This is a genomic window from Sphingorhabdus sp. 109 (assembly GCF_902506555.1).
Lineage (GTDB): Bacteria > Pseudomonadota > Alphaproteobacteria > Sphingomonadales > Sphingomonadaceae > Parasphingorhabdus.
In genome coordinates, this window is sequence record NZ_LR732707.1 from 1,131,774 (window position 1) to 1,154,108 (window position 22,335).

General features: G+C 57.7%; 22 protein-coding genes and 1 tRNA gene. 15 read left to right on the plus strand and 8 right to left on the minus strand.

The genetic code is table 11. The annotated features are described in order from the left end of the window. The first annotated feature begins 68 nt into the window (after positions 1-68). Together BOSE62_RS05445 and BOSE62_RS05450 are read left to right on the plus strand one after the other, a co-directional pair. Positions 69-1,151 carry a glycosyltransferase family 2 protein gene (locus tag BOSE62_RS05445; RefSeq protein ID WP_159643078.1) on the plus strand — a complete coding sequence of 361 codons (1,083 nt, stop codon included), beginning with the start codon at positions 69-71 and terminating at the stop codon, positions 1,149-1,151. Between the two features lie 371 nt (positions 1,152-1,522). After that, positions 1,523-2,317, plus strand: a complete 795-nt coding sequence (locus BOSE62_RS05450) for a glycosyltransferase family 10 domain-containing protein (protein WP_159643080.1) — start codon at positions 1,523-1,525, stop codon at positions 2,315-2,317. A 184-nt stretch (positions 2,318-2,501) separates the two neighbouring features. On the opposite strand, the gene BOSE62_RS05455 is transcribed toward BOSE62_RS05450, so the two are convergent. Together BOSE62_RS05455 and BOSE62_RS05460 are read right to left on the minus strand one after the other, a co-directional pair. Next, positions 2,502-2,586 (minus strand) — tRNA-Leu (locus BOSE62_RS05455). Between the two features lie 102 nt (positions 2,587-2,688). Further along, a complete protein-coding gene (locus BOSE62_RS05460; protein ID WP_159643081.1) occupies positions 2,689-3,450 on the minus strand; it encodes a prepilin peptidase in 762 nt (253 codons plus the stop codon). Between the two features lie 150 nt (positions 3,451-3,600). Here BOSE62_RS05460 and BOSE62_RS05465 point away from each other — a divergent pair, with 150 nt between their 5' ends. Beyond that, on the plus strand, positions 3,601-4,791 hold the full coding sequence (locus BOSE62_RS05465) for an acetyl-CoA C-acyltransferase (protein ID WP_159643083.1): 1,191 nt from the start codon (positions 3,601-3,603) through the stop codon (positions 4,789-4,791). Here BOSE62_RS05465 and BOSE62_RS05470 read toward each other — a convergent pair whose 3' ends face one another. Next, entirely contained in the window at positions 4,792-5,268 is a 477-nt protein-coding gene (locus tag BOSE62_RS05470) for an SH3 domain-containing protein (protein WP_159643085.1), read from the minus strand. Between the two features lie 109 nt (positions 5,269-5,377). Here BOSE62_RS05470 and BOSE62_RS05475 point away from each other — a divergent pair, with 109 nt between their 5' ends. Both BOSE62_RS05475 and BOSE62_RS05480 read left to right on the plus strand, forming a co-directional pair. Continuing rightward, the gene (locus BOSE62_RS05475; RefSeq protein ID WP_159643087.1) at positions 5,378-6,376 is read left to right on the plus strand and encodes a 2-hydroxyacid dehydrogenase; all 999 of its coding nucleotides are present in this window, start codon (positions 5,378-5,380) and stop codon (positions 6,374-6,376) included. A gap of 100 nt (positions 6,377-6,476) precedes the next feature. Beyond that, complete coding sequence (locus BOSE62_RS05480) at positions 6,477-7,796, plus strand: ammonium transporter (protein WP_159643089.1); 1,320 nt, start codon at positions 6,477-6,479, stop codon at positions 7,794-7,796. A gap of 56 nt (positions 7,797-7,852) precedes the next feature. On the opposite strand, the gene BOSE62_RS05485 is transcribed toward BOSE62_RS05480, so the two are convergent. The 4 genes from BOSE62_RS05485 to BOSE62_RS05500 all read right to left on the minus strand — a co-directional run bounded on the left by BOSE62_RS05485 (position 7,853) and on the right by BOSE62_RS05500 (position 11,834). After that, the gene (locus BOSE62_RS05485) at positions 7,853-8,308 is read right to left on the minus strand and encodes a GNAT family N-acetyltransferase (protein ID WP_236553855.1); all 456 of its coding nucleotides are present in this window, start codon (positions 8,306-8,308) and stop codon (positions 7,853-7,855) included. A gap of 1 nt (position 8,309) precedes the next feature. Beyond that, positions 8,310-9,713, minus strand: coding sequence for an NAD(P)H-dependent flavin oxidoreductase (locus tag BOSE62_RS05490; RefSeq protein ID WP_159643091.1), 1,404 nt, complete (start codon positions 9,711-9,713; stop codon positions 8,310-8,312). Between the two features lie 80 nt (positions 9,714-9,793). Continuing rightward, positions 9,794-10,939: a glycosyltransferase gene (locus BOSE62_RS05495; RefSeq protein ID WP_159643093.1), complete on the minus strand. Its 1,146-nt coding sequence runs from the start codon at positions 10,937-10,939 to the stop codon at positions 9,794-9,796. A 31-nt stretch (positions 10,940-10,970) separates the two neighbouring features. Next, on the minus strand, positions 10,971-11,834 hold the full coding sequence (locus tag BOSE62_RS05500) for an alpha/beta fold hydrolase (RefSeq protein WP_159643095.1): 864 nt from the start codon (positions 11,832-11,834) through the stop codon (positions 10,971-10,973). Positions 11,835-11,894: 60 nt separating this feature from the next. On the opposite strand from BOSE62_RS05500, the gene BOSE62_RS05505 reads away from it, so the two are divergent. The 7 genes from BOSE62_RS05505 (at position 11,895) to BOSE62_RS05535 (ending at position 18,858) form a co-directional block, all read left to right on the plus strand. Beyond that, on the plus strand, positions 11,895-13,295 hold the full coding sequence (locus BOSE62_RS05505; protein ID WP_159643097.1) for a protein adenylyltransferase SelO family protein: 1,401 nt from the start codon (positions 11,895-11,897) through the stop codon (positions 13,293-13,295). Positions 13,296-13,432: 137 nt separating this feature from the next. Further along, complete coding sequence (astD, locus tag BOSE62_RS05510) at positions 13,433-14,878, plus strand: succinylglutamate-semialdehyde dehydrogenase (protein WP_159643099.1); 1,446 nt, start codon at positions 13,433-13,435, stop codon at positions 14,876-14,878. Positions 14,879-14,944: 66 nt separating this feature from the next. Then, complete coding sequence (gene cobA / locus BOSE62_RS05515; RefSeq protein ID WP_159643101.1) at positions 14,945-15,736, plus strand: uroporphyrinogen-III C-methyltransferase; 792 nt, start codon at positions 14,945-14,947, stop codon at positions 15,734-15,736. Continuing rightward, complete coding sequence (locus BOSE62_RS05520; RefSeq protein ID WP_159643103.1) at positions 15,733-16,029, plus strand: DUF2849 domain-containing protein; 297 nt, start codon at positions 15,733-15,735, stop codon at positions 16,027-16,029. The genes cobA and BOSE62_RS05520 overlap by 4 nt, the downstream gene beginning before the upstream one ends. Before the next feature lies 1 nt (position 16,030). Continuing rightward, positions 16,031-17,665, plus strand: coding sequence for a nitrite/sulfite reductase (locus BOSE62_RS05525; RefSeq protein ID WP_159643105.1), 1,635 nt, complete (start codon positions 16,031-16,033; stop codon positions 17,663-17,665). After that, positions 17,658-18,083 carry a DUF934 domain-containing protein gene (locus BOSE62_RS05530; protein WP_159643107.1) on the plus strand — a complete coding sequence of 142 codons (426 nt, stop codon included), beginning with the start codon at positions 17,658-17,660 and terminating at the stop codon, positions 18,081-18,083. Before BOSE62_RS05525 ends, BOSE62_RS05530 begins: the two co-directional genes overlap by 8 nt. Next, positions 18,076-18,858, plus strand: coding sequence for a phosphoadenylyl-sulfate reductase (locus BOSE62_RS05535; protein ID WP_159643109.1), 783 nt, complete (start codon positions 18,076-18,078; stop codon positions 18,856-18,858). Before BOSE62_RS05530 ends, BOSE62_RS05535 begins: the two co-directional genes overlap by 8 nt. Positions 18,859-18,894: 36 nt before the next feature. Here the strand turns inward: BOSE62_RS05535 and BOSE62_RS05540 are convergent, their stop codons facing one another. Continuing rightward, a complete protein-coding gene (locus tag BOSE62_RS05540) occupies positions 18,895-20,394 on the minus strand; it encodes a replicative DNA helicase (RefSeq protein WP_159643111.1) in 1,500 nt (499 codons plus the stop codon). Positions 20,395-20,548: 154 nt separating this feature from the next. On the opposite strand from BOSE62_RS05540, the gene BOSE62_RS05545 reads away from it, so the two are divergent. The 3 genes from BOSE62_RS05545 to dcd are packed head-to-tail and all read left to right on the plus strand — an operon-like array spanning position 20,549 to position 22,330. Then, on the plus strand, positions 20,549-21,031 hold the full coding sequence (locus BOSE62_RS05545; RefSeq protein WP_089134646.1) for a UPF0262 family protein: 483 nt from the start codon (positions 20,549-20,551) through the stop codon (positions 21,029-21,031). Between the two features lie 47 nt (positions 21,032-21,078). Further along, positions 21,079-21,756: a glycoside hydrolase family 25 protein gene (locus BOSE62_RS05550; RefSeq protein WP_159643113.1), complete on the plus strand. Its 678-nt coding sequence runs from the start codon at positions 21,079-21,081 to the stop codon at positions 21,754-21,756. Positions 21,757-21,775: 19 nt separating this feature from the next. After that, positions 21,776-22,330, plus strand: coding sequence for a dCTP deaminase (gene dcd / locus BOSE62_RS05555; RefSeq protein WP_159643115.1), 555 nt, complete (start codon positions 21,776-21,778; stop codon positions 22,328-22,330). Positions 22,331-22,335: the final 5 nt, after the last annotated feature.

Below are 22,335 nucleotides of genomic sequence, written 5' to 3' on the forward strand. Positions count from 1 at the left end.
GGCAAGGCGTTGATGCGGTTGCAATATTTCTTGACTTGAATTCTATTCTCGACGAGGCCCAAAGCGGGATGATAAAATCTGATAGCCACAGTGACCAGTCTGAAAAGACATCGTCGGTGCCGATGATAAATACGGAATATGTCAGCGGTCTGGTTTCGGTAATCATTCCAACCTTCAACCGGAAACAACTCGTACAGGAAGCCTTGGCGTCCGTCGTCGCGCAAACCTGGCCTGATATTGAGATCATTGTCGTCGACGACGGTTCAACCGACGGCACGTTTGAACGATTGACACGCTGGCAGCGGGACAATCCCGAAATTGCATTCACCGTGCTGCATCAGGACAATGCGGGTGTCGCATCCGCGCGAAACAACGGCCTGGCGCACGCAAGAGGAGAATTCCTCTACATGCTGGACTCCGATGATCTTGTCTTTCCTGATGCCCTGGAGACGCTGGTGCAATTGCTATCGGCAGGGAATTTCCCTTATGCGATCGCGAATATTCACAGTTCGGATGAAAACGGCAGAATATTGGCCGCAGACAAGTCGGGGATATCAAGATCGTCGGAACAGAATATTCTCTCCAACAGTTGGATGACCCATGCTGCATTATATAGGAGGTCGACGCTGTTAGAATCCGGAATATATAACAATTCCCTTGTCGTCGGTGAAGATACCGAGTTTGTGTGGCGGGTGGTTGCCAAAACCGGATCAGGTTCCTCGACATCGAAATATATCGGATTGAGACGGCAACATTCTTTTGGCCACCTGAGTTTTAACCGGACCGACCACGAGTGCACAAAAAGCTCTCTGCAGGCGCGACTGGCTTTTCGCGAATGGGCGAATTCAGAAAATCTGGAAATCGAGAAAACCGACATGCGTTATCGTATCGCAATAGTTGGCATGGCCATCCGCTTCGGTTGTGCGGGCGACTGGGAGTCCAAAGATCATGCGAAGAGACTATATGTCTGCATCATGAATGACCCTGACCGCAAACCGAATTTCGTTGATATCCTGGCGATGCCCAACCGGCGGTTATACTATCATTTTCTGCTTTCGATCTATCTCGCGGCGAAAGGTATAAGAGGGGTTTACCGTTTTGTGCGGAACCTGCGTGATTCTGGCCACCAAGGCGCGAAGGCTATATCTTGATGAGAAAACAAGTTGATCAGTCGGGGACGGTAGCACTTCCCGTCACAATAGCAGACAGGGTGATCAGCATTCTGAGATACGTGAGGGGACATGTTCGCAACTTGGGCAGAGCCTATATAACGGACTTATTTACCCCGCAGCAGTATATTCAGCACCCCTCGGTATCTCCGGAAGATGTAGAAGCAGCGGAAATTATTGTCAGCTGCTATGATAATTGGCGAGGCTCGGACCGAACCGGCAACTCCGATAGCGAAGATATCTGGGACTGTTTCTTGCTCGCCGTTCGTTTGTCGACCCCGGGCGGGCGGGGAATATGGGATGGTGTCGCATTCACAAGGGGCGAAACGCCGGAACCTGACTGGCACATCATTTTGAACAGCATTGACTGGCACCGGCAGAAAATCCGATTTCGGGGCAGCCCCAACCGCACTATCTTCGCTGTTTGCGAGCCGCCAACACACACACATCGCCCGTGGCATGAAGCACAGGGAGACGGCACGATTGTTCTGACCTGCGATGCAAGTCTGGAAGAAAAATCCGATGCGCAGCGTCGCTATATCACCACCGCGTCTTTGACTCCGAGCTGGAGTGTTATGAAAGACTATGACTTTCTCAAAGCCAATTCGATCGATCACAAGCCCAGAACATTATCCTGGGTGTGCAGTAACCAGGCGGTTATGGCCAGTCATCGCTATCGATTGCGCTTTCTCGAGAAACTGAAGCGGGAAGTCGCGTTCGACCATTTTGGCCACGGATTCAATCCGATCAAAGACAAATGGGATGCGCTGGCTCCCTATCGTTACAGCATCGCATTTGAGAATTCCCGGTCTGACTATTATTTTACCGAGAAACTGACCGATTGCTTCGTCGCCGAAACCATGCCGATCTATTATGGCAGCAAGATCATTACGGATTTTTTTCCGGCCGAGAGTATGGTGTTGATTGACCCAGAGGATCCTGATGTATTCAAGATTATCAAGGATGCTGCCAGTTCGGATCGCTGGCAGAAAAACCGCGATGCGGTGTTGGAAGCGAAACGCATTGTACTCGATGAACATAATTCATTTGCGCGGCTCGCAAAATTTGTGAAATCTGCCACCGATGTCCCGCAACCCGTTTGTCCGATGACCATTGAACAGATCCGTTTGAACTGGCGGAATGCTTAGAGGTATAGCGATAACCGGTTCGAACTGGACAATCGAGACAAGACAAATCCATCGAGCTGACAATTGATATGTCGGATCTTTGTCCGACGGCCATTTCCCGACCCATTGGACGCTTGCGGTTAACTGAAGTCAGTTGCTGACGGTGCTGGAAAAAAAACAGCGATTGTCCATCAAAATCAGGTGATGGTGCCCCTGGCCCGACTCGAACGGGCACTCCTTGCGGAACTGCATTTTGAGTGCAGCGCGTCTACCAATTCCACCACAGGGGCTCCGGCTGTATCAAATGTCGTACAGCGAAATCGAGGCTCTGTTAGCGAACCGGCCCAGCGCTGGCAACGGCTTTTTCCGCTGTCTGCGCGGACATCGGAAAATCAATATGCTATATCGACCACGCTGGCCTGCACCAGCCATAAGGGAAAGGCGGCGATCGCCATCAGGCTGCCGAGGGGCATCGTCGTTCCGGCGTCGACGGTTCGGCCACGCAGCCGCCAGGATATCGCGACCAATAGGCCGACCAGACTGGCTCCCAGAAGCACGAGTGGCAGCATTTGCCAGCCCAGCCAGCAGCCGATTGCGCCCAGCATTTTCGGATCACCGCCGCCGAGGCCATCACGCTTTCTAATGCCTTTGTAAATGATCGCAATGATGGCCAAAGAGGCGAAACCGGCAACGCCGCCGATCAGCCGGTCGACCAGCGATGGTGGAATCGACAGCAGACCGGTGGCCAGGCCGGTCAGTGCCAGCGCCCCCGTCAGGCCGTCAGGCAGCCAGTGATGCTTTGCGTCCAGCGCCGCGAGGGTCAGCAGGAACCAGCCGAACAGTGCCCCGGCCACCCCATCCGGACCGGGCGACGCATATAGCGCAAGCCCTGCGATCAGTGCCGCAGCGAGTTCGATCGCCAGATGATCCGGTGCGATCACCGTCCCGCATCGTCGGCACTTTCCCGCCTGCAGGCAAAAACTCAGCACGGGAACCAGTTCCCGGGCGCGCAATTCATGCCCGCAATGGTCACAGGCCGATCGCCCGGCCACGACCGAACGGCCCTCCGGCCATCTGAGGATCAGCGTCGCCAGAAAGCTGCCGACGATCAGGCCGAGTAAAATGGCGAACAAAGGTACAAAATGGGCTGGCAACACAGGCTCCAAACAGGAATATCCCGGTCGATTGGCACGGTCATGCGCGGCATTCAATGCCGCAATTGAAAAAGCGGAGGTTCGCGCCTATGTGGTTTGCAAGAATCGCTCACGCCCGAAGCGTCGCATCAAACCCAGAAAGGCTCCTCCATGTCCAATTCCGATCCGATCGTCATTCTTTCCTATGCCCGTACCCCGATGGGCGGCATGCAGGGAGCGCTTGGCGAAGTCAGTGCGTCCGATCTGGGAGCGGTTGCGGTCAGGGCAGCCGTCGAACGCGCCGGAGTCGAAGGCGCGGATGTAGAGCGTATCTATATGGGCAATGTGCTCTCTGCCGGTCAGGGCCAGGCCCCTGCCCGTCAGGCCGCCATTTTCGCCGGACTGCCGCAGTCGGTTGAAGCGACCACGGTCAACAAGATGTGTGGTTCCGGCATGCAGGCTGCGATCATGGGTGCGGAAGCCCTGGCGGCCGGTTCGATCGATATGATCGTCGCAGGCGGCATGGAAAGCATGACCAACGCGCCCTATCTGCTGCCCAAGATGCGCAGCGGCGCGCGTCTCGGCCATACCGAAGCAAAGGACCATATGTTCCTCGACGGTCTTGAAGATGCCTATGAACCGGGCCGGGCAATGGGCAGCTTTGCCGAAGAAACCGTAGGCGAATATCAGTTGAGCCGCGAAGCACAGGACGAATATTCTATCGAATCGCTAGCTCGCGCCAAGAGCGCCGTCGAAGGCGATGCTTTTGATGACGAAGTCGTTGCGGTAGAAGTCAAAAGCCGCAAGGGCAGCGTTACCGTCGACAAGGACGAACAGCCGCTGAAAGGCAATCCGGACAAAATCCCCCAGCTCCGCCCTGCCTTTGCCAAGGACGGCACGATCACCGCAGCCAATGCCTCTTCCATTTCGGACGGTGCCGCCGCCATGGTGCTAACCCGCGAAAGCGTGGCAAATGCCAAGGGCCTGAAACCGGTGGCCCGGATTGTCGGCCATGCCGCCCATGCCCATGCACCGTCAAAATTCACCACGGCTCCGGTCAGCGCGATCCAGAAGTTGCTCGACAAGACCGGCTGGTCCGTTGCGGATGTCGATCTCTGGGAAGTGAACGAGGCCTTCGCCTGCGTTGCCATGTTCGCGATGCAGGATATCGGCATCAGCCGTGACAAGCTGAACGTCAACGGTGGCGCCACCGCTCTCGGCCATCCGATCGGTGCCAGCGGCGCGCGGATCATGGTGACGCTGGTTGCGGCCCTGAAAAAACGCGGCCTGAAAAAAGGCGTCGCGGCGCTATGTATCGGTGGTGGCGAAGCAACCGCAGTAGCGGTTGAACTGGTCGACTGATTATTTCAGCGGTTCGTCGCCCCAGATGTCCGACATGCTGATATAACCGCGACGGCCGGTGACGTCGAACAGGCACCAGCCTTTTTCGCACAGGGTCAGACTGCCCACAACGCCCGGTTCGGCCCGCCAGACTATTTTGGCGTCCGGATCGGGCAAGGCCCGCATCGCGACCGGCTTGCCATTGGTCGCCAGCACCAGCCCGGTGCGGGACGCGCTGAGCAGGCGCGCGTGCATCCAGCCTTGGGTTCCTTCATGGTCCTCGACTTTGCGCCAGGCCTTGTAGCGCGCCAGAATCTTGATCGGCAATTTCTCGCGCTTGTATATCCACATCGTCGGATATTCGGTACTCGGGCCGGTCCGCATCCGCGCCTCGGGTTCGTCGATCGAGGCCCAATAGGGCGGCTGCTGTTGCGCCGCAGCGGGCGATAGCGGGAACACACCCAAGATCGCGACGAGCATGAAAGCCGGAATACGCATGATGATTGTTTACTCTTCCCCAATTGATCAAGGCATAGCCCGAAAGACGGACCTGCTTCAAGAGCCAGCTGCTTGACCTGAACCGAAATTCGGGCATAGCAACGGGTCTATGCCAGACTCACCAGCGATCTCGAAACCCCGTGTCATCATCACCCGCGAATTGGCGGATTCCAATCAGAACCGCATGTGCGAGCTCTTCGATGCCGTGCCCAATTATAGCGACAAGGCCTTTTCGCGCGACGACCTTATCGCGGCCATGGCGGATTGCGATGTTCTCGTGCCGACCGTGACCGATCATATCGATGCCGAAATGATTGCCAATGCGCCCGACCGGCTGCGCCTGATCGCCAGTTTCGGGGCGGGTGTGGACCATATTGATCTGGCCGCTGCCCGCGCGAAAAAAATCCTGGTGACCAATACACCCGGCGTTTTCACCGAAGATACAGCAGACATGACCATGGCACTGATCCTCTCGGTTCCGCGGCGGCTTTCGGAAGGCGAGAAACTGGTGCGATCCGGTGAGTGGGAAGGCTGGAAGCCGTCCGGCATGCTCGGCCATTGCATCGGCGGCAAAAAGCTTGGCATCATCGGCATGGGCCGCATCGGACAGGCCGTCGCTCGCCGCGCTTCGGGTTTCGGCCTCTCGATCTTCTATCATAATCGCCGACAGTTGCCGCCAGCGGTTGAGGAATCGCTGCGCGCCAATTTTGTCGCCGACCTCGACGAACTGGTGCGCGAATGTGACATTATCACTCTTCATTGTCCGCATACGGCGGAAACGCACGAGATGATCAATGCGGAACGGATCGGCATGATGAAACCCTCCACCTATTTGATCAACACCGCGCGCGGTGATCTGGTCAACGAAGATGCCCTGATCGATGCTTTACAGAATGAGAGGATCGGCGGGGCTGGACTGGATGTCTACCAGAACGAACCGGCTATCGACCCGCGTTTTCTGGCGCTGAAGAATACGGTCCTGCTGCCGCATATGGGAAGCGCGACCTTCGAGGGGCGTGAAGCATCCGGCGAACGGGTAATCACCAATATCCGCGTCTGGGCAGATGGCCACCGGCCCCCTGATCAGGTGCTCGATGGCTGGATTTAAGCTTTCCGTTGAGTCCCCTCCCGGTCTGGACTAGGAATTCGTCGCAATCTGATTCGCGAGCGCGAACAGCGATAATAAAATTATAGCAGCGGGGATCATCATGAAATATCCAGTTAAATCCATCGGCTCCTTGCTGGCGGCCGGGTTGGCGTCTTCTCCGCTTCATGCGCAATTGGCGATTGATCCCGCGATTGCCGCTGATGTTGCAAATAGCGGAGACACGGCCTGGATCATGACATCCAGCGCGCTGGTTCTGCTGATGACCCTTCCCGGTCTGGCGCTGTTCTATGGTGGTCTGGTTCGCTCGAAGAATTTTCTTTCGGTCCTGATCCAGTGCATGGCGGTGGTTGGCATCTGTTCGATCTTGTGGGTTGTCATCGGATATTCGCTGGCATTCGGTCCGGTAACCAACGGTTTTCTCGGTAATGGTTTCAATGCGATGCTGAATAATCTCGGTAACGTCCGCGAGGCTACCGCGGTTCCTGAATCCGCATTTGCCATGTTTCAGCTGACCTTCGCAGTGATAACGCCGGCTCTGATGATCGGCGCCTGGGTCGAACGCGCCCGCTTTGGCTGGGTCGTGGCTTTTTGTGCGCTCTGGCTGCTGGTGGTCTATGCGCCGGTGACCCATTGGGTCTGGGGTGGCGGCTGGCTGAGCAATCTCGGCGTGCTCGACTTTGCCGGTGGTATCGTCGTTCATACCACCGCCGGCGTCTCCGCGCTGGTTGTCGCAATCATGCTCGGCAAGCGCATGGGCTGGCCCAAGACGCTCATGCTGCCGCATAGCCCTGCCCTGACCGTCGCCGGTGCTGCGATGCTCTGGGTCGGCTGGTTCGGATTCAATGGCGGCTCCGCGCTGACAGCGACCGACGATGCCTCAGCGGCCATCATCAACACCCATATCGCCGCCTCCATGGCCGCGCTGGTCTGGATACTGATCGAGAAATTCAAGGTCGGCAAATCAACTGCGGTTGGCGTCGCAACGGGTGCCATTGCCGGTCTGGCAACGATCACCCCGGCCGCGGGGTTTGTCGGCCCCGGCGCCTCGATCCTCATTGGAACGGCCGCTGCAATCGTCTGTTTCTTTGCTGTGGGCCTGGTGAAGAACGGCTTCAAGATTGACGACAGCCTCGACGTTTTTGCGGTCCACGGAGTTGGCGGCATATTGGGCAGCCTGCTGCTCGCGCTGTTCATCTCCGAAAGTTTTGGCGGCACCGGTTATGGCGAAAACATGGCCTTTGGCAGCCAGTTTGTTGCCCAGTTGATCGGCGTCGGTGCCGTCGCTATCTGGTCGGCAGTCGCCACCGCGATCATTGGCTTCGGCATCAGCTATATCCTGCCGATGCGGGTTAGCGAGGATGACGAGCGCGATGGTCTGGATATTTCCAACCATGGCGAACGGGCCTGGGATCTGGATTGATTGCTACAGCTTCATCCAGCCGGAAATTTTGACCCCATCGGCAATCTGTCGACAGGTCACAATTCCAGATGGAGAAACTGGTTGAAGTCGGTCGGCGCATAGTCGCCGAACGGTTCGCCATTGGTAAACCCACGCTTCCGGTAGAGGCTCAGCGCGGCCTCAAATTCCGTGCCCGAACCGGTTTCCAGGCTTATTCGTCGGTAGCCGCGTTCCTGCGCCACAGCGATAATATGATCAAGCAGGGCTTGACCAACACCCTTGCGCAAATGTCGGTTATCGGTGCGCATCGACTTGATCTCGCCGTTCGATGGTGACAGCTGCTTGAGCGCACCAACGCCGCACAGGTCTCTGCCTTCCCATGCCGTCCAGACCGAGACATCGGAGGTACGCAGACTCGCAAGATCGAGGGCATAAACGCTTTCCGGCGGCGAATTTTCCTGCATGCCGGCGAGATGCGATGCCAGCAGGTCCTGAACCTGCTGGCCGCTCAGATCATCGAGCCGGATTTCCAACTCAGTCGCCCGTGAGGATGCGATCCACCAGTTGCTTCACCGTCGGTACAAAGCCGTTGGAGTAGAAGGGATCGGTGCCGAAATTATACGCGCCATGGCCGGCGAACATAAGATGTTCCTCGACCGGAGCGCCATGGACGATTTCCTGCAGGCTTTTCTGGATACAGAAGCTGCGCGGATCGGCAAGCCGCCCGGTGCTGAAATTGTCATGGTCCTTCCAGGCGGAAAAACCGCAATGGGACAGGCAGCCCATACAATCCGCCTGATCCTTGCGGATCATCTTCGACTCTTCGGGCGTGGCAAAGATCAATGTGTTGTCCGGCGTTTTCATCGCCATGGTAAAGCCGAGGCCGTCCCATTCGCGCGCGCGGAGCAGATCATTGCGTGTGACCCAGAAATTCTTGCCCTTGACCCCGACATCCAGCTGGTGCGTATGCTCGCCGGCTTTCTCGGTCGAATAGGGAATCTGCCGTTCCGATCGCGCTTCAAGACTGCGCAAAAATTCGTTGCGCACCGCAGAACTGTAGAAACCGGTCGGCGAGAATTTGTGCAGAAGGATATCGCCTTCCTTGATCTTGGTCAGCTCGCTCTTCCAGCTTTCCGGGATCGGGCTTTCCTTGGTCAGCAAGGGTCGGGTGCCAAACTGGAAGGCGATCTGGCCGAGTTCTTCGCTGTCGATCCAGTCCTGCCAGTCGCGCAGGTGCCAGACACCGCCGGCCATGATGATCGGCACGTTGTCGGCTATGCCCTCGGCGCGCATTGTCTCGCGCAGCGCCTTGACCCGCGGATAGGGATCTTCCGGTTTGCGCGGATCTTCGGCATTGGACAGGCCGTTATGACCGCCCGCCAGCCAGGGGTCTTCGTAGACCACCGCAGCCATCAGGTCCGGAACCTTCTTGTAGGCCCGCTTCCACAGCGCGCGAAAAGCACGGGCGGAGCTGATGATCGGCAGATAGTTCACGCCATATTGCTGGGCAATTTCGGACAGCTTGTAGGGCATGCCGGCACCGCAGGTGACGCCTGCGACCATACCCTTGGTCTGTTCGAGCACGCCTTCCAGCACTTGCTGCGCGCCGCCCATTTCCCACAGGACGTTGATGTTGATCGCGCCCCTGCCCTCGGAAATTTCATAAGCCTGCTTGACCTGCGTCACCGCACCGTCGATCGCATAGTCGATCAGTTCCTGATGGCGCTCTTCGCGCTTCCGGCCATGATAGATTTGCGGGATGACATTGCCATGCTCGTCATAGCTGTCCGCATTGACTGCGGATACTGTGCCGATGCCGCCGGCAGCCGCCCAGGCACCCGAACTCGCGTGATTGGTGGCTGCGACGCCTTTTCCACCCTCGATCAACGGCCATACTTCCTGACCGTTATACTGAATGGGTTTTAAGCCCTTGAACAATGAAATCTCCTATTTTCCCCAAAGGCCGATATAGACACCGGCAACTAAAAATGCTCGAAAAAACTGTGCTGCCTAAATCGCTATTGGCCCGGGCCGAAATCCGCGCGTCCCAGCGCCTGTCCGTAGAGCAGCGCGTAGCGGGCCAGCATCTTGCCTTCATTATATTCCGCCTGCGCCTTGAGCCGGTTCTGCATCCCGAGGTCTTCGCGCAACTGCTGGTGCTGCACAAGAGTTGTCAGCGATTCGCGAAATTTGCTTTCGTCACCGAGAGGTTTGATAAAACCCTGATTGGCCTGCGACACCATCGTTTTGATATCGCCGACGTCGGTCGCGGCTACCGGCAACCCTGCCGCCATCGCCTCGATCAGCGAAATCGGAAATTGCTCGCTGTCCGATGACAGGGCAAAAATATCGAACAGTCCGATATACCGCGCCGGGTCTGGCAGGAATCCCGGCATCAGCAAACGGTCGCCAAGACCGGCGCGCTGCGCTTCCGCCAAGATCCTTTCTCGGTCCGGACCCTCGCCGACAATCACCAGCCGGACATTGTCGCCTGCCGCGGCAGAGGCCCGCACCAGTCTTGGCAGATTCTTGATTGCCCGCAGTCCGGCCACGGTCCCGACCACGACTTCACCTTTGTGCCTGGTGAAACCGGGCAGCGATCCACGTTGCGGTTTTTTCTCGAAGCGCTTCACGTCAATGCCATTGGGAATCCGGTGAATTCGCTGCTCCGGCTGTTTCCAGACATTTTTGGCGATGCCGACGAGATTCTCTGACGGCACGACCAGCGCCCGGGCCGCACCGAGGGCGAATTTACGGAACAGATTGCGTTTCCAGTTGAGCTTGACCTGCTCGTCCTCGTTGAACCCGTCTTCATGATGGATCAGCGGCGGCAGGCCTTCGACCCGCGAGAACAGGGTCCGCGCCATGACGCCGTCCATCGAACCCCAGTTATAGGACAAGATCAGATCGAACTGGCGGAAATAGGTAACGAACTCGCGATAGCGTTTCAGTGACGGCTTTCCTGCCAGCGATGGTGCGTCGGACGGGAAGCTCACCTTTATCGCCGGATCAATCGCATCGCGGGCTGACAGGTTGCCGGGCTGAGCCGACAGGATCACATGATCCGCTATGCTGCCGAAATGGTTCATCAACCTCACGGCGCGCGCTTCCTTGCCCCCCAGATCGAAGGTGCTGTGCAGATGCAATATCTTGGCTGGTTTCATGCGGTGTTGTTGCCCGGCTGTCTGGATTCAATCAGTCGATGCGGTGGAGCAATTGATTGATCGCGTCAAGCGAGGCCGGCTCTTCGAGCGTTGGACAATGGCCTACGCGCGGTATCGTGACGAGATCGGCCTTGTCGAGCTTGTCCAGCATCTTTCTGGCCACCGTTTCACTGAACAGATCGGATAGTTCGCCGCGCAATATCAGGGTAGGAATATCCTTCATATGTTCCAGCGCGTTCCACAGCGCTCCGCTGCCGCCGCCCTTGCTGTCGAAGGGTTCGGCAATCTTCATGTCATAGTCCAGCTTGATCCGACCGGAACTGTTCATCCGGTAGACTTTCTTGGCAAAGGCAATCCAGTCCTTCAGCGTGAAGTCCGGGAAGATGTCGCTGCTGCTTTCCGCCATGTCGCGCCCCGCATGCGCCCAGGTATCAAAGCTTCTTCCCTGCCCGACATGTTCGGCAATCCGGTCGAGCCCTTTCTGGTCGAGTTCGGGACCAATGTCGTTCAGCAGCGCCCCGGCGACCCGCGCGGTGTACATTTTTGCCATGACCATGGTGATCACACCACCCAGCGACGTTCCGAAAAATACCGCTTCGGGAATCTGCAGTTCGTCCATCAGCATGATGATATCAGAGACATATTGTTTCGGATTGTAGGTGTTACTATCATTGGCATATTCGCTCAGCCCACGTCCGCGCAGGTCGAGCATGATGACCCGTCTGTGGCCGTCGAAAACCGTGCCCAGATGCTCGAAGTCGCGAGCATTGCGGGTCAGGCCGGGAATGCAGATAACCGGTATCTTGCCGCTGTCCGAGGGAAAGTCGCGGGCGTGCAGTTTCAGCCCGTCATCGGATTCCCAGTAGATATGCTGACCGGAATTTTCTTCGCTCATCCTGTCCTTCGCCCCGTCTTGCCACTTGCTGCGCAACCGATTAGCCGCCACTGTGGGAAAATGCCATATAAACCGCAAGCAGAACCCGGAAAGACCGACTATAAGGCGGATGTCCAGATCACCCGATTGGGAGACAAGATCGGTGATCCGGTTGCCGCTGCCACTTTCCCCGGACATATTTTGCGATTCAGAAATGACCGGTGGGACCGCAGCGTGGGACTGGACATGCTGAACGAGCAGCAATGGGTCGACCATTTCGGCAAGTTCGAGCCGTTACCCGACAATCTCGATCCGCCGCTGGCACTGCGTTATCATGGCCACCAGTTCCGCAATTATAATCCCGACATCGGTGACGGCCGTGGCTTTCTGTTCGCGCAACTGCGCGATCACGAGAACCGGTTGATGGATCTCGGCACCAAGGGATCGGGCACAACGCCGTGGAGCCGGACCGGCGATGGCCGTTTGACCTTGAAGGGTGCGGTGCGTGAAATTCTGGCAACGGAAATGCTGGAAGCGCTGGGCGTTAACACCTCGAAGACTTTTTCGGTGGTTGAAACCGGCGAGAAACTGATGCGCGGGGACGAACCCTCCCCCACCCGCTCGGCTGTGTTGACCCGGTTGAGCCACAGCCATATCCGCATCGGCGCTTTCCAGCGCATTGCCTATGAAAAAAACGAAGAGCTGATGCGAGAGCTGGTCGCTTATTGCCTCGAATATTATTTCAGCGGGGCGCAAACGGACGATCCGGCCACGGAATTATTTGCCCGGACCGCGCAGGAAGTGGCAAGGCTTGCCGGCGCCTATATGACCGCCGGTTTCGTTCATGGCGTGCTCAACACCGATAATATAAATATCACCGGTGAAAGCTTTGACTATGGTCCATGGCGGTTCACGCCGTATTGGGAGCCCGGCTTCACCGCCGCCTATTTCGATCATGAAGGGCTTTATTGTTTCGGGCGGCAACCCGAGGCGCTGCACTGGAATCTGGCGCAATTTGCCAGCGCCTTGCGGCTGATTTCGGATAGCGAGCCGCTGGTCGCGACGCTGGACGATTTTCCGAAAGCCTATGGCGTCGCCTTTACCGAGCATTTCTGCTGGCGGCTCGGCGTCATATCCGAGGGTTTCGAGAAAGACCGCGATCTGGTGGTTGCGGCCGAGAAAGGGCTGGCACAGAAAAGCGTCGGGATTGACCAGTTCTTCTTCGACTGGGGAAAATGCGAAAGCCTGTCTTGCCCGGATGACAAAACAAGGGAGTTTGCCGAGTTTCGGGCACTGATCGCCGAACGCGAGCGCTTCCGCCAGCCGGTGAGCGACTATTGGGGAAATCCCGAACCCTGTTCGATGCATATAGAAGAAGTCGAGTGGATATGGGACGCGATTGCCCACGACGACAATTGGGCACCACTTATGAAAAAGATCAATGAAATTCGTGCGATGGGCGTCGCTCTGCGCAACGGCTAACATATCTGGCAAAGCGACAGCATGTTCGGAAAAAATTCATCATCATGGCGCTAAGTCTTTATGTCCTATGGTCTATCGCGGGAGATGTGCCATATATGATTCATCGAGCAACCCATGTTTAGAACATTGAGGCCAATTTGAGCGACCTGATATCTATCGAACCGGCAACCGGGGCTACCCTTTGGACTGGCACCAGCGGCAATCCGGATGCTGCGGTCGCGAGTGCGCGCGCAGCCTGGCCCGGCTGGGCAGCTACTGCGCTGGTCAAACGGATTGAAGCGGTGCGGCGCTATGCCAACCGCATCCGGACCGGCAGCGAAGAACTGGCCGAACTGATCTCGCGCGAAACCGGAAAGCCGCTATGGGAGGCCCGCACGGAGGTCGAATCCGTCGTCAACAAGGTTGATATCTCGGTGCGCGCCTTTGCCGATCGCACCCCGCAGCGACAGTTGCCCAGCCAGCCCGATACGCGCGCTGCCCTGCGACACAAGCCGCATGGTGTTCTCGCCGTGCTCGGCCCCTATAATTTCCCAGCCCATCTGCCGAACGGCCATATCGTTCCGGCGCTGATTGCCGGCAATACGATTGTCTTCAAGCCATCAGAAAAAACTCCTGCGGTAGGCCAATATCTGATGGATGCGTTCGACAAGGCCGGAATGCCTGCCGGCGTCGTCAATATCGTGCACGGCGGTCCCGCAATCGGCAAACAGCTGACCGCCAACGACGAGCTTGACGGCGTCCTCTTCACCGGATCGGCGCACACCGGCATAGCGCTCAATCGTCAGTTTGCATCCCGACCCGACAAGATTCTGGCGCTCGAAATGGGCGGCAACAATCCGATCATCGCCTGGGATACCAGCGATATCCACAGCGCCGCCGTCCTGATCGTGCAGTCAGCGTTTTTGAGCGCCGGGCAGCGCTGTTCTGCCGCGAGCCGGTTGATCGTGAAGGATGATCTTTATGAGCGCATTATCAAGGAGGTGAAGCGGATCACTGACCGGCTGATCATCGACGAGCCCTTTGCATCGCCCGCTCCTTTCATGGGACCGGTGATCGATAACGAGACGGCAGACGGCCTGACCGAAAGCTTTCTCGCGCTGATGAGCCACGGGGGAAAACCGATCAAGCATATGGCCAGACCGGTTGCGGAGCTCCCCTTTCTGACACCCGGCATCATTGATGTGACGCAACTGGAAGAACGGCCGGACATCGAGCTGTTCGGACCGATTCTGCAGGTTGTCCGCGTCGCCGACTTCGAAGAAGCGATCGCCGAAGCAAACAACACCCGCTACGGCCTGTCCGCTGCGCTCATCGGCGGAACGGCAAAACATTATGACCAATTCTGGTCGAGCAGCCGCGCCGGCATCGTTAACTGGAACAAGATGACCGTCGGTGCGTCATCCGAAGCGCCGTTTGGTGGCATCGGTCTGTCCGGCAATCATCGACCCAGCGCATATTATGCCGCAGATTATTGCGCCTATCCGGTTGTGTCGATGGAAGCGGAAAAAGCACGGGCCCGGATTGGCATTGGACTGAAGGATGATATCAACGGCGAAGAAGATGGTTCGCCAGCCGCAAAATAGCTGAGCTTAGGTGCCCCCAAAATCTTCTGTTTTGAACATTCTGCGTGATGCGCGCATATCGCACCCATGGAAAAGACAAGAAGCAAGACGACCGCTGCAGGCAAGGTCTATCTGGTCGGCGCTGGTCCGGGTGACCCCGAACTGCTGACATTGAAGGCGGCAAGATTGCTGCAACGCGCCGATGTGATCGTCCACGACGGGCTGGTCAGCCGCGATATCCTGGATCTGGCATCGCCGACCGCTCGCTATATCTCGGTCGCGAAGAAACGCTCGCTGCACAGCGTCGCGCAGGACCAGATCAACAACATTCTGATCGAAGAAGCCGGCAAGGGCCATCTGGTCGTGCGGCTCAAGGGTGGTGATCCGTTCATTTTCGGACGGGGTGGCGAAGAGGCCGATGACTGCGTCGCTGCCGGTGTCGCGGTCGAGGTTGTACCCGGTATCAGCGCGGCACTCGGTTGTGCCGCACAGGCGCGCATGCCCCTCACCCATCGCGATGCATCCAGCGCCGTTTCTTTCGTTGCAGGCCAGTGCAAGGGCCTGTCCGACCAGAATTGGTCGGGCCTTGCTGGCAAGGGTCGTACGCTGGTTATCTATATGGGCGTAGCCAATGCCGAGGCGATTGTTGAAAAACTGATCGCCGACGGCGCAGCACCGGATCTTCCGGTCGCGGTGCTTGAAAACGGCACGCGCAGCGATTTTCGTGCGCTCCGCACGCTTCTGACCGACCTTGGCGACATGGTCCGGCGGGAAAATGTCCGGAGCCCGGCTCTGCTCGTGGTCGGCGAAGTCGCACGCTATGGCGATGCTGACGAGAAATTTAGAGAATATGCGCAAATGGCGGGAGTGGTCGCATGAAAATCCTGACCGGAAATGATCTTAAAACCGGTGACGTTATCTGGTGGACCGGACTCGACTGGTCTCGCTTTGTCAAAGACGCGACCGATGTCGGCGATCAGGGCGAGGCAATCCTGCAGCGCGAGGAAGCCGCCCGCCGGGTAAACTCCCCGTATATTATCGAAGCCGAACAGACCGATGACGGCCCCCGCCCGGGTCACATCAAGGACCGGGTGCGCGCACTCGGGCCGACCGTCCGTCCCGACCTGACATTGAAACCGGCCGATCCCGATGCCGGCTTATGGGTGATCTGACATGTATCAATATGACGAATATGACCAGAAAATGGTCGACACACGGGTTGAGGAATTCCGCGACCAGGTGAAGCGCCGTCTCGCTGGCGATCTGACCGAGGACCAGTTCAAACCGCTGCGGCTGATGAACGGCCTCTATCTGCAACTCCACGCCTATATGCTGCGCGTTGCCGTTCCCTACGGCACACTGAACAGCAAGCAGATGCGCATGCTCGGTCATATCGCGCGCAAATATGATCGGGACTACGGCCATTTCACCACCCGGCAGAATATCCAGTATAACTGGATCAAGCTGGAAGATGCACCGGACATTCTGGCCGATCTCGCATCGGTAGAAATGCACGCGATCCAGACCAGCGGCAATTGCATCCGCAATATCTCCTCGGACCAGTTCGCCGGTGCAACCGCCGACGAGATTGCCGATCCGCGCCCCTGGGCCGAAATCCTGCGGCAATGGTCGAGCTTCCACCCCGAATTCTCTTATCTGCCACGCAAATTCAAATTTGCCGTGATCGCCAGCGACACCGATCGTGCTGCCATGCGTCTGCACGATATCGGCATCCAGCTGGTGCATAATGAAGCGGGCGAACTGGGTGCAAAATTCTTCGTCGGCGGCGGCATGGGCCGGACTCCGATGGTGGCACCGGAAATCCGCGACTTTGTCCCCGCAGACGAGTTGATCAGCTATGCGGAGGCCTGCCTGCGCGTCTACAACCGCTACGGACGCCGCGACAATAAATATAAGGCGCGGATCAAAATCCTTGTCCACGAACTCGGCCCGGAAGAATATAGCCGGCAGGTCGAGGAAGAATTCGCCCATATGAAAACCTTGGGCCTCAACCCACCGGTTGAAGAACTGGCGCGGATCAGTGAATTTTTTCAGGACCCGCCGTTTGACAAGCAGGCAAGCGATGATCTGGACCTGTCCGATCCGGATTTCGCTGTCTGGGTCGATCAGAATAACTCTGCGCACAAACAGCCCGGCTATGCGATTGCGACGATCAGCTTGAAGCCGCGCGGCGGCATTCCGGGCGACGCATCATCCGCCCAGATCGACCTGATGGCCGATCTGGCCGAGCAATATAGTTTTGACGAACTGCGGGTCACGCACAGCCAGAATATCGTGCTGCCGCATGTCAAAAAGAGCGATCTCTACGCGATCTGGCAGAAGCTGGACGAAGCCGGCCTGGCTCCGGCCAATCTCGACCTGATCACCGACAGCATCGCCTGCCCCGGTCTCGATTATTGCAGCCTTGCCAATGCCCGTTCCATCCCCCTCGCCCAGAAAATCAGCAAGCGTTTCGCGGACCTTGGCCGGCAGCGGGAACTGGGCGAGCTGAAGCTCAAGATCTCCGGCTGCATCAACGCCTGCGGGCACCATCATGCCGGTCATATCGGCATATTGGGTGTCGACAGGAAGGGCACGGAAAACTACCAGCTGCTGCTGGGCGGTTCCGGTGCGGAAGATGCCAGTCTGGCAAAGATTACCGGTCCGGGATTCACCGAAGACGGCGTGATCGACGCGATCGAAACAGTAACCGACCTCTATCTCGAACAGCGCGAGGAGGGAGAGCGGTTCATCGACACCTATCGCCGTGTCGGCATGGCCCGGTTCAAGGAGGCTATCTATGGTTGAAGCAATCCGTTTACGCGATGACGAGGTCCACGAAGAACCGGCGGTGTCGCTCGATTCCTTTCTGGACCAGTCGAATGCCACCGCCGTCCGCATCGAAGCGGGCGAGGACGCGCGCCTGTTGCTGCCCTATCTCGACCGCCTGTCGCTGGTCGAGATCGATTTCCCGGCCTTTGGCGACGGTCGCGGCTATTCGGCCGCGCAGATATTGCGCGAGTCCGGTTATGCCGGCGAATTGCGTGCCAGCGGGGATGTCCTGCTCGATCAGGTCAGTCATATGCGGCGCTGCGGTTTCGATGCCTTCGCACCGGATTCCCCGATCAATCCCGCGCTAATGAAAGAAGCCATCAGCCGCTATGACCATGTCTATCAGGCAACGTCTGACCAACGCACTCCGATCTGGAGGCTCCGTCATGGCTGAAGCCGCACGCAAGGTCGACACGATCGATGTTCGCCCCGACTTTACGCAGGCCGACGCCGACGCCCTGAACCAGCGGTTCGAGGGTGTCGACACCACGACCATGCTGAAGGCCCTTTTCGATGAACGACAACTCGGTGAAGTCGCCGTGGTCTCGTCTTTCGGAACCGAAAGCGCGGTCCTGCTGCATCTGGTTGCAGCGGTTGACCCCACCATTCCCGTGACCTTCGTCGATACGCTCAAGATGTTTCCGGAAACGCTGGAATATCGCGACACGCTGATCAGCCTTCTCGGCATCAAGAACGCCAATATCGTCGCTCCAGAGGCGGCCGTGCTGGCGGAAAAGGACGAGAACGGATTGCGCTGGTCCTATGACCCGGACGGCTGCTGCGAAATCCGCAAGGTCGAGCCGCTGGCCCGCGCCAAGGCCGGTCTCAACAGCTGGATATCGGGCCGCAAGGCATTCCAGTCGGTGACCCGCAACAATATTCCGCGTTTCGAAATTGACGATGGCCGGCTGAAGATCAATCCGCTCGGCGACTGGATCAAGGACGATCTGGAAGCCTATTTCGAAAAACATGATCTGCCGCGTCACCCGCTGGAGGCGGAAGGCTACCTGTCGGTCGGCTGCGCGCCCTGCACATCGAAGGTCCTGCCGGGCGAAGACCCCCGTGCCGGACGCTGGCGTGGATGGGATAAATCCGAATGCGGCATCCACGAGGATGTGACTCCTCTGCCGGATAACGGCAAGGACGGGGTCAACGATCCGATTTTCTAGTCACGAACTAGACCGCCCCGGGGAACGCCATTGTGGCTAATAGTCGTCGGGGCTTTCGCCGTAAGCCAGGTCACCGAACTTCGTGAATTCGCTGATGAAGCTCAGCTGGATATTGCCGGTCGAGCCCTGGCGGTTCTTTGCGACGATAACGGTCGCCTTGCCCTCGGCCTGGACATGGTCGCGTTCCCAATCCTCATATTTCTTGATCTGCTCCGGAGTGGAATTACCGTCGGGAACATCGGGCTTGACTGCCATATGATAATATTCCTCGCGGAAGATGAACATCACAATATCGGCGTCCTGCTCGATCGAACCGGATTCCCGCAGATCGGAGAGCTGCGGACGCTTGTCCTCGCGGCTTTCGACTTGACGGCTCAGCTGCGACAGGGCCATCACCGGCACTTGCAGTTCCTTGGCCAACGTTTTCAAACCGCGGCTGATTTCCGAAATTTCATTCACCCGATTGTCGCTGGCGCGGCCGGAACCCTGTAGCAGTTGCAGATAATCGACCACGATCATGCCGATGCCCTGACGCCGTTGCAGGCGCCGCGCCCGCGTCCGTAACGCGGCAATAGTCAGCCCAGGCGTGTCATCGATGAACAGCGGGAGATCCTGCAATTCCCGGGATGCCATGGCGAGCCGATGCATCTCCTCCCGGCTGATCGAGCCCATACGCAGTTTTTCCGAGCTGATCTCGGCCTGTTCCGATAGGATCCTGGTGGCCAGCTGGTCGGCCGACATTTCCAGACTGAAGAAAGCGGTTTTGGCGCCGAGCGAATCTTCCGGCGCGATCCCGTCGGCCATGTCGCGCATATAGCGATTGGCGGCATTGAAGGCGATATTGGTGGCAAGCGAGGTCTTGCCCATGCCCGGACGTCCGGCAAGAATGAGCAAATCACTTCGGTGCAGGCCGCCCATTTTCGCGTTCACATCGGTCAGGCCGGTGGTGATGCCGGACACTTTTCCGCCGCTGTTGAACGCCCGCTCGACATTGCTCAGCGCTTCGGTTGAAGCTTGCAGAAACGATCGCACGCCGCCTTCTTGCGCTTCGCCTTCGGACACGCGGTACAAAGCGGTTTCCGCTTCCTCGATCTGTTCCTTGGGATCGACTTTTTCGCTGGTGTCGAGCGCGCTGTCGACAAGCGTCCGGCCAACGCTGACCAGTTCGCGGAGCAATGCCAGATCATAAATCTGGTTCGCAAAATCCCGGGCCCCGATCAGGCCGGCGCCATCGCCGGTCAACTTGGCCAGATAGGAAGGGCCACCCAGCGCCTTCATCGCCTCGTCCGACTCGAAATAGGGCTTCAGGGTGACCGGCGTCACCACCATATTCTTGTCGAGCAGCTTCAGCGCCTGCTCGTAAATCCGGCCGTGCAACGGTTCGTAAAAATGTTCCGGCCGCAGGCGGGTCTGCACATCTTCAGCGACCCGGTTGTCGATTAACAACGCACCGAGAAAGGTCGCCTCTGCCTCGACATTGCGCGGCAGGCGCTGTTCTTCGGGTTCATCATTTTCGAAACGCATCAATTCGGCCATGGCTCCTCATCCACCCTGAATCGATTCTCGGCAAGGGGGCGGCAGAGAAAAATATCGGCACAGGGCCGGGGACAATTCTGTGGAAAGATCCAACTTGTCGTGCTGCGCGGCAAAAACCCTTGTCCTGAGACCGGCGCTGCGGCAACAGGGCGCAATGTCCGATCCGCGCATCATTTCTGTTGAACTCGACGAGGCCACGATTCTGTGGCGCAACGCCGATATCGAGCAGGAGCGCCGCATCGCGATCTTTGATCTGATCGAGGATAATTATTTCAAGCCGCTCAAGCAGCATGATGACGGCTATGCCGGCCCCTATCAACTGCAACTGAGCGTTCAGGAAGGCCGGCTGGTGATATCCATCGGCCGCGAAAACGGCGAGCCGCTGGAGACCCTGATTCTGGCGCTGGGCCGGTTCCGGCGTCCGATCCGAGACTATTTTGCCATTTGCGACAGCTATTATCAGGCGATCCGCAAAGCCAGCGCAGCGGAAATCGAGACGATCGACATGGCGCGACGCGGGGTGCATGATCAGGGCGCGGAACTGCTGGTCGAACGTCTCGAAGGCAAGATCGATGTGGATTTCAAGACCGCCCGCCGTCTCTTCACATTGATCTGTGTGTTGCATATCAAGAATTGAGTGATACTTCCGCTGCGTATCAGGGAACCAGGGTGACCATTAGAGACATGAGAAAAAATCTGTTCAGCCTTGCTGCTATCGTCGTGGTTCTGCTGGTCATAGCCTTGATACTGCGCAATGTCGCGATCAGCTGGGCACCGCCCCGCGACCAATATGCAGTGCAGGGAATCTCGGTAGACGAAAGCCACGGCACCATTACATGGCACGTGGCGGGCGCGACCGGAGTCGACTTTGCCTATATCCAGGCCACAGACGGCGCGGACAAGCGCGACGCGAATTTCGCAGCGAATATCGAAGGCGCGCGGGAAGCCGGCATCCGCTATGGCGCGCTCCATAACTATTCGCTCTGTCGTCTCGCAACCGATCAGGCGACCAGCTTTGTAACCACTGTACCGCGCGGCGAAAATATGTTGCCGCCTGCCATTCGCCTCGCCTTCGACAATGGTTGCGGCGACCGCCCAGGCCGGGCCCTGGTGCTGAGCGAGCTCAATACATTTCTCAACCAGATCGAATCCCACAGCGAGAAACCGGCCATCATCGCAGTTTCGCAGGAATTCGAGGAGCTTTACAACATCAGCAGCGGTATCGACCGGACCTTCTGGCTCGAATCGAATTTTTTCCCGCCCGATTATGCCACCAAACCCTGGGTGATGTGGCGTGCCTCCGACATGCGCCGGATCAGCGGGGTTGACGGCCCGATAAACTGGAACGTAGTGCGTCCTTGATCATTAACAGGAATCCGATATGAGCATTTTATCCGACCGCTGGATCCGTAACGAAGCCAAACATTCCGGCATGATCGAGCCGTTTGTCGAGGGCCAGAAAAAGGAAGGTTGTATCAGCTACGGCCTGTCCTCCTACGGCTATGATGCCCGGGTATCGGACGAGTTCAAGATTTTCACCAATGTCGACAATGCGGTGGTCGATCCGAAGAATTTTAACGAGAACAGCTTTGTCGACCGCAAGACCGACTGCTGCATCATACCGCCGAACAGTTTCGCCCTCGCCCGCACGGTCGAATATTTCCGTATTCCGCGTGATGTGCTGGTCATCTGTCTCGGCAAATCGACCTATGCGCGCTGCGGGATCATCGTCAATGTGACACCGCTGGAACCGGAATGGGAAGGTCATGTCACTCTGGAATTTTCCAACACCAGCCCCCTGCCCGCCAAAATCTACGCCAATGAGGGTGCCTGCCAGTTCCTGTTTCTGAAAGGAAACGAGCCTTGCGACGTCAGCTATGCCGACCGTTCGGGTAAATATATGCGGCAAAAGGGTGTGACTCTGGCCAAGCTCTAGGCCAT

Excerpts from the sequence above, each read along its gene's own strand:
- BOSE62_RS05445 (WP_159643078.1), top strand. The coding sequence starts at position 69 with ATGATAAAATCTGATAGCCACAGTGACCAGTCTGAAAAGACATCGTCG.
- BOSE62_RS05465 (WP_159643083.1), top strand. The coding sequence starts at position 3,601 with ATGTCCAATTCCGATCCGATCGTCATTCTTTCCTATGCCCGTACCCCG.
- BOSE62_RS05470 (WP_159643085.1), bottom strand. The coding sequence starts at position 5,268 with ATGCGTATTCCGGCTTTCATGCTCGTCGCGATCTTGGGTGTGTTCCCG.
- BOSE62_RS05475 (WP_159643087.1), top strand. The coding sequence starts at position 5,378 with ATGCCAGACTCACCAGCGATCTCGAAACCCCGTGTCATCATCACCCGC.
- BOSE62_RS05480 (WP_159643089.1), top strand. The coding sequence starts at position 6,477 with ATGAAATATCCAGTTAAATCCATCGGCTCCTTGCTGGCGGCCGGGTTG.
- BOSE62_RS05495 (WP_159643093.1), bottom strand. The coding sequence starts at position 10,939 with ATGAAACCAGCCAAGATATTGCATCTGCACAGCACCTTCGATCTGGGG.
- BOSE62_RS05500 (WP_159643095.1), bottom strand. The coding sequence starts at position 11,834 with ATGAGCGAAGAAAATTCCGGTCAGCATATCTACTGGGAATCCGATGAC.
- BOSE62_RS05505 (WP_159643097.1), top strand. The coding sequence starts at position 11,895 with ATGCCATATAAACCGCAAGCAGAACCCGGAAAGACCGACTATAAGGCG.
- cobA (WP_159643101.1), top strand. The coding sequence starts at position 14,945 with ATGGAAAAGACAAGAAGCAAGACGACCGCTGCAGGCAAGGTCTATCTG.
- BOSE62_RS05520 (WP_159643103.1), top strand. The coding sequence starts at position 15,733 with ATGAAAATCCTGACCGGAAATGATCTTAAAACCGGTGACGTTATCTGG.
- BOSE62_RS05525 (WP_159643105.1), top strand. The coding sequence starts at position 16,031 with ATGTATCAATATGACGAATATGACCAGAAAATGGTCGACACACGGGTT.
- BOSE62_RS05530 (WP_159643107.1), top strand. The coding sequence starts at position 17,658 with ATGGTTGAAGCAATCCGTTTACGCGATGACGAGGTCCACGAAGAACCG.
- BOSE62_RS05535 (WP_159643109.1), top strand. The coding sequence starts at position 18,076 with ATGGCTGAAGCCGCACGCAAGGTCGACACGATCGATGTTCGCCCCGAC.
- BOSE62_RS05540 (WP_159643111.1), bottom strand. The coding sequence starts at position 20,394 with ATGGCCGAATTGATGCGTTTCGAAAATGATGAACCCGAAGAACAGCGC.
- BOSE62_RS05545 (WP_089134646.1), top strand. The coding sequence starts at position 20,549 with ATGTCCGATCCGCGCATCATTTCTGTTGAACTCGACGAGGCCACGATT.
- BOSE62_RS05550 (WP_159643113.1), top strand. The coding sequence starts at position 21,079 with ATGAGAAAAAATCTGTTCAGCCTTGCTGCTATCGTCGTGGTTCTGCTG.
- dcd (WP_159643115.1), top strand. The coding sequence starts at position 21,776 with ATGAGCATTTTATCCGACCGCTGGATCCGTAACGAAGCCAAACATTCC.